This window comes from Streptomyces sp. 5K101 (assembly GCF_046506645.1).
Lineage (GTDB): Bacteria > Actinomycetota > Actinomycetes > Streptomycetales > Streptomycetaceae > Streptomyces.
On record NZ_JBKFFO010000013.1, the window covers coordinates 233,249 to 239,332 of the forward strand.

General features: G+C 72.0%; 5 protein-coding genes. 3 read left to right on the forward strand and 2 right to left on the reverse strand.

The window, feature by feature from the left end; translation table 11 throughout:
• Window positions 1-3: 3 nt before the first annotated feature.
• Complete coding sequence (locus ACLB9X_RS24920) at window positions 4-1,410, reverse strand: aldehyde dehydrogenase family protein (RefSeq protein WP_410362623.1); 1,407 nt, start codon at window positions 1,408-1,410, stop codon at window positions 4-6.
• The gene (locus tag ACLB9X_RS24925; protein ID WP_410362609.1) at window positions 1,377-2,741 is read right to left on the reverse strand and encodes a glutamine synthetase family protein; all 1,365 of its coding nucleotides are present in this window, start codon (window positions 2,739-2,741) and stop codon (window positions 1,377-1,379) included. The genes ACLB9X_RS24920 and ACLB9X_RS24925 overlap by 34 nt, the downstream gene beginning before the upstream one ends.
• Before the next feature lie 78 nt (window positions 2,742-2,819).
• Between ACLB9X_RS24925 and ACLB9X_RS24930 the strand changes: the two genes are divergently transcribed.
• The 3 genes from ACLB9X_RS24930 to ACLB9X_RS24940 all read left to right on the forward strand — a co-directional run bounded on the left by ACLB9X_RS24930 (window position 2,820) and on the right by ACLB9X_RS24940 (window position 5,984).
• Entirely contained in the window at window positions 2,820-3,560 is a 741-nt protein-coding gene (locus ACLB9X_RS24930) for a FadR/GntR family transcriptional regulator (RefSeq protein ID WP_410362610.1), read from the forward strand.
• A gap of 253 nt (window positions 3,561-3,813) precedes the next feature.
• Entirely contained in the window at window positions 3,814-5,280 is a 1,467-nt protein-coding gene (gene eat, locus ACLB9X_RS24935; protein ID WP_410362611.1) for an ethanolamine permease, read from the forward strand.
• Window positions 5,281-5,291: 11 nt separating this feature from the next.
• Complete coding sequence (locus ACLB9X_RS24940) at window positions 5,292-5,984, forward strand: gamma-glutamyl-gamma-aminobutyrate hydrolase family protein (RefSeq protein WP_410362612.1); 693 nt, start codon at window positions 5,292-5,294, stop codon at window positions 5,982-5,984.
• The last annotated feature ends 100 nt before the right edge of the window (window positions 5,985-6,084 follow it).

The following is a 6,084-nucleotide window of genomic DNA, read 5'->3' on the forward strand; positions in this document are numbered from 1 at the left end:
TGCTCAGGCCTCCGTGCTGATGAAGACGTTCTTGGTCTCGGTGAAAGCGGTGAGGGCGTCGGGGCCGAGTTCGCGGCCGAGGCCGGACTGCTTGTAGCCCCCGAACGGCGTCCAGTAGCGGACGCTGGAATGGGAGTTGACGGACAGGTTGCCCGCCTGGACCGCGCGCGAGACGCGCAGCGCACGGCCCACGTCACGCGTCCAGATCGAACCGGACAGGCCGTACTCGGTGGCGTTGGCGAGCCGTACGGCGTCCTCCTCGTCCTCGAACGGGAGCACGGCGGCCACGGGCCCGAAGACCTCTTCGCAGGCGGCGGGCGCTTCGGGCGCGAGGTCGGTGAGGATCGTCGGGGGGAACCAGAAGCCGGGCCCCTCAGGGGCCGTGCCGCGGATCGCCTTGGCGTCGTCGGGGACGTAGGACCGCACCCGGTCCAGCTGGGTGCGCGAGATCAGGGGGCCCATCTGGGTCTTCTCGTCCGACGGGTCGCCGACGACCACGGACGCGATCGCGGGTGCGAGCAGATCGAGGAAGCGGTCGTACACGGAGCGCTGCACGAGGATGCGGGTGCGGGCGCAGCAGTCCTGGCCGGAGTTGTCGAGGAACGACATGGGGGTGGCGGCCACCGCGGCATCGAGGTCGCTGTCGGCGAAGACGATGTTGGGGCTCTTGCCGCCGAGTTCGAGGGTGACCCGCTTCACGCGGCCGGCGCACTTGGCCATGATCTGCTTGCCGACCCAGGTCGACCCGGTGAACACGATCTTGGCGACTCCCGGGTGCTCGACCAGGGCGTTGCCCGCCACGTCGCCGGCGCCCGGCAGCACCTGGAACAGGTGCTCGGGAAGGCCCGCCTCCAGGGCGAGTTCCGCGAGGCGCAGCGCGGTGAGCGGGGTGGTCTCGGCGGGCTTGAGCAGGACGGCGTTGCCGGCGGCGAGCGCGGGGGCGGTGCCCCAGGCGGCGATCGGCATGGGGAAGTTCCACGGCGCGATGACGCCGACGACACCGAGCGGTTCGAGGACGGTGATGTCCAGGCCGCCGGGGACGGGGATCTGGCGGCCGTTGAGGCGCTCGACTCCCCCGGCCGCGTAGTCGAGGAGGTCGCGGGCGTTGCCCGCTTCCCAGCGTGCGTTGCCGATGGTGTGCCCGGCTTCGAGGACTTCGAGCCCGGCCAGTTCCTCCAGGTGGTCGTCGACGACCGCGGCGAAGCGGCGCAGCAGCCTGGCCCGGTCGGCGGGGGTAGCTGCCGCCCACTGCCGCTGGGCCGTGGCGGCGCGGGCGACGGCGGCGTCGACCTCGGCGGCCGTGGTCGCCGGGACGGTGCGCACGACCTCTTCGGTGGCGGGGTTCAGTACGTGGTGCTCGACGGTCAAGGAGGGCCTCACATGCGTTCGAAGGAGCGGCGGAGCTCCCAGTCGGTGACCGCTGCGTCGAAGGCTTCCAGTTCGACGCGCGCCATGTTCCGGTAGTGGGCGACGACTTCGTCGCCGAAGGCGGCCTTGGCGATGGGGCTGTTCTCCCACAGCTCGGCGGCCTCGCGCAGAGTGGTCGGGACGTGTTCGTAGTCGGCGGTGTAGGCATTGCCCGCGCAGGCGTCGGGGAGTTCGAGCTGCTGCTCGATGCCGTGGAGGCCGGCCGCGACGAGACCGGCGACGGCGAGGTGCGGATTGACGTCGCCGCCGGGCAGCCGGTTCTCGAACCGCATCGAGCGGCCGTGGCCGACGACGCGGAGGGCGCAGGTGCGGTTGTCGTAGCCCCAGGCGACGGCCGTCGGGGCGAAGGTGCCGGGCTGGAAGCGCTTGTAGGAGTTGATGTTCGGCGCGTACAGCAGGGAGAAGTCGCGCAGCGCGGCGAGCTGGCCCGCGAGGAAGTGGCGCATCACGGGCGACATGCCGCCCGGGCCGTCGCCCGCCATGACGTTGGTGCCCTCGGTGTCCTGCAGAGACAGGTGGATGTGGCAGGAGTTTCCCTCGCGCTCGTTGTACTTGGCCATGAAGGTGAGCGAGACGCCCTCCTGCGCCGCGATCTCCTTGGCGCCCGTCTTGTAGACGGCGTGCTGGTCGCAGGTGACCAGGGCCTCGTCGTACTTGAAGGCGATCTCGTGCTGGCCGGGGTTGCACTCCCCCTTGGCGGACTCGACGGTCAGTCCGGCCGCCGCCATCTCGTTGCGGATGCGGCGCAGCAGGGGCTCGATGCGGCCGGTGCCGAGGACGGAGTAGTCGATGTTGTACTGGTTGGCCGGGGTCAGGCCGCGGTAGTCGCGGTCCCACGCCTGCTCGTAGGTGTCCTTGAAGACGATGAACTCCAGCTCCGTGCCCACGTGCGCGGTGAACCCGTGCTCGGCCAGGCGCTCCAGCTGGTGGCGCAGGATCTGGCGGGGCGCGGCGGCGACGGGCGAGCCGTCGTTCCACGCGAGGTCGGCGACGAGCAGTGCGGTGCCCTCGTTCCACGGGACGCGGCGCAGCGTGGTGAGATCGGGGTGCATGGCGAAGTCGCCGTATCCCCGCTCCCAGGAGGACATCTCGTATCCGTCGACGGTGTTCATGTCGGCGTCGACGGCGAGGAGGTAGTTGCAGCCCTCCGTGCCGTGTTCGACGACCTCGTCGAGGAAGAAGGGTGCGGCGAACCGCTTGCCCTGCAGCCGTCCCTGCATGTCGGGGAAGGCCAGGACGACTGTGTCGATCTCGCCGCTCGCGACGAGGGCGCGCAGCTTTTCGAGGGCGAGGGGTGGTGTGCGGTCTGCCACGGGGTTACGCCTCCTTGGGTCAGCCGGGAGTCATAAGGTATTGCTGAAGACCATTGCTTGGGAAGGGGAAACGGCGAGGTGGCGAAGACAGGCGGGACGACGGACGGGCCGGCCGACCGGCTCACCCCCGTGCTGCGCCCCGTGCGCGCGGGCAACGGCTTCGAGGAGGCCCTTGAGCAGATCCTCCAGCTGTTGCGGCTCGGGCTGGTCTCCGGCGGCGAGCGGCTGCCCGCGGAGCGGGAACTGGCGGAGCGGATGGGGATCAGCCGGGTCACGCTGCGCGAGGTGCTCAAGGTGCTGACCGAGCAGGGCCTGGTGGAGAGCCGGCGGGGCCGCTACGGCGGAACGTTCGTGCTGCACCGGCCGGAGAGCCAGGGCGAGGACGAGCTGCGCCGGCGGCTCGCGGGCGTGGACGTGGACGACACGCTGCGCTTCCGCGAGGTGCTGGAGGTGGGCGCGGCCGGGCTGTGCGCGACGCACGGACTGACCGACGAGGGCGCCGAACGGCTGCGCACGGCGCTGACGGCGACGCACGACGCGCCGCTCGCGGAGTACCGCAGGCAGGACACGCTGCTGCACCTCACGCTGGCCGAGCTGTCGGGCTCGCCCAGTCTGACCGCGCAATACGCCGCGGTGCGGGCGACGCTGAACGATCTGCTCGACTGCATCCCGCTGCTCGTGCGGAACCTGGAGCACTCCCAGCACCAGCACGCGGCACTCGTCGAGGCGGTCCTGGAAGGTGACGCGGACGGGGCGCGTGAGGTGATGCGGGAGCACTGCGAGGGGACGGCGGCGCTGCTGCGCGGCTTTCTGTCGTGAGGGGCGGAGGGCCGGCCGGCGGGCGGGTGGTGGCCGGGAGCCGGCAGGCGGGCGGGGTGCGGCAAGGAGCCGTACGGGGCCGACCCGCAGGGCGGCCGAGGGCCGGTCGGCAGGGCGATGGGCGGCACCGAACAGGCGGCCCGGGACCGATCCGTAACCTCGGCTTTACCCACAGGGCTTGCGCCGCCGCCGGACTGCCGCAATGGTGTCCGCACAAACCTTTGACCTGAGCGACCTGAGCCAGGAGCGACCCATGGCTGAAGGCACCACCTCGCGCACCCCCTCCCCCACGTCCTCCTCGGCCGAGCCCGTGGGGGACGCCTACCTGAACCGCCGTACCCTGCGCAGGGGCAGCGCCGGCTGGCTGCTCCTGACCGGTCTCGGCGTCGCGTACGTCGTCTCCGGCGACTTCTCCGGCTGGAACATCGGCCTGTCGAAGGGCGGCTTCGGCGGTCTCGCCGTCGCCACCCTGCTGATGGGCGCGATGTACGCCTGTCTCGTCTTCGCCCTCGCCGAGCTGTCCGCGATCCTGCCGACCGCGGGCGGCGGTTACGGATTCGCCCGCCGGGCCCTCGGCACCTGGGGCGGCTTCCTCACCGGCACGGCGATCCTCATCGAGTACATCCTCGCGCCCGCCGCGATCTCGATCTTCATCGGCGACTACGTCGAGTCCCTCGGCCTGTTCGGTCTGGAGTCCGGCTGGCCGGTCTACCTCGCCTGCTTCGCGATCTTCATCGGCATCCACCTGTGGGGCGTCGGAGAGGCGCTGCGCTTCAGCCTGGTGGTGACGGCCATCGCCGTCGCCGCCCTGCTGATCTTCGCCGTCGGCGCGTTCACCGAATTCCACGCGGGCGGCCTGACCGACATCCCGGTCGACAAGGACGCGTTCGGCGCGAGTTCGTGGCTGCCGTTCGGTCTGCTCGGCATCTGGGCCGCCTTCCCGTTCGGCATGTGGTTCTTCCTCGGCGTCGAGGGGGTTCCGCTGGCGGCGGAGGAGGCCAAGGACCCGGTGCGCTCGATGCCGCGTGCGCTGGCGATCTCCATGGGCATCCTGGTCCTGCTCGCGGTGCTGACGTTCTTCGCCTCGACCGGCGCGCGCGGCTCGGCGGCCATCCAGGAGGCGGGCAACCCGCTGGTCGTCGCGCTCCAGGGCGACGGCGACCCGACAGCGCTCAGCCGCTTCGTGAACTACGCCGGCCTCGCCGGCCTCGTCGCGTCCTTCTTCTCCCTGATCTACGCCGGCTCCCGGCAGCTCTTCGCGCTGTCGAGGGCCGGGTACCTGCCGCGCTTCCTGTCGCTGACCAGCCGGCGCAAGTCCCCGTACCTCGGGCTGCTGATCCCCGGCGCGATCGGCTTCGCGCTGGCGGCGGGGACCGGGAACGGTGCGCGGATGCTGAACATCGCGGTCTTCGGCGCCACGATCAGCTACGCCCTGATGGCCCTCTCCCACATCGTGCTGCGCCGCCGCGAGCCCGAACTCCCCCGCCCCTACCGGACCCCCGGCGGTGTCCTCACCTCGTCCGTCGCCTTCGTGCTTGCGCTGTCCGCGCTGGTGGCGACGTTCCTGGTGGACAAGGACGCCGCGTTCACGGCGCTCGCCGTCTACGCCGTGGCCCTCGCGTACTTCGCGTTCTACAGTCGGCACCGGCTGGTCGCGCAGGCGCCGGAGGAGGAGTTCGCCGCGCTGGCGGCGGCCGAGGCGGAGCTCGAACGAAAGTGAACGTAGTGCGTGTGTCCAAGCCGCTCATCGGTGTCAGCACCTACCTGGAGGCGTCCGCGCGGTGGGGCGTGTGGGACCTGCCCGCCGCGCTGCTGCCGGCCGCGTATCCCCGCCTCGTCCAGGCGGCGGGCGGCCTCGCCGCGATGCTGCCGCCGGACGACCCGGCGGCCGCGGAGTCGGTGGTCGCCCGTCTGGACGGGCTGGTCGTCGCGGGCGGCCCCGACGTCGCACCGGAGCGGTACGGCGCCGAACGCTCGCCCCGCACGGGACCGCCGGCGCGCGAGCGCGACACCTGGGAACTGGCCCTGATCCGGGCCGCGCTGGCTTCCGGGACCCCGCTGCTGGGCATCTGCCGCGGTATGCAACTGCTGAACGTGGCGCTCGGCGGGACGCTGGTCCAGCACATGGACGGCCACACCGGGCCGGGCGGGGCGGTGGGTGTGTTCGGCGAGCACGCGGTGAAGCCGGTGCCGGGGACGCTGTACGCGGGGATCGTGCCGGAGGCGGCGGCGGTGCCGACGTACCACCACCAGGCGGTGGACCGCCTGGGAGAGGGCCTGATCCCGTCCGCGTACGCGGAGGACGGCACGGTGGAGGCGGTGGAGAGGCCGGGCGATGCGTGGGTGCTGGGGGTGCAGTGGCATCCGGAGATGGGGGCGGATGTCCGGGTGATGTCGGCGCTGGTGGGGGTGGCGGCGGGGTAGCGCTGCGCGGGGCGTTTCCCCTCCCCGCCCTTCCCGAAACCGGGCTCCGCCCGGACCCGGCACCGCGCTTCGCGCGGCGTCTGCGGGGGCTCCGCCCCCG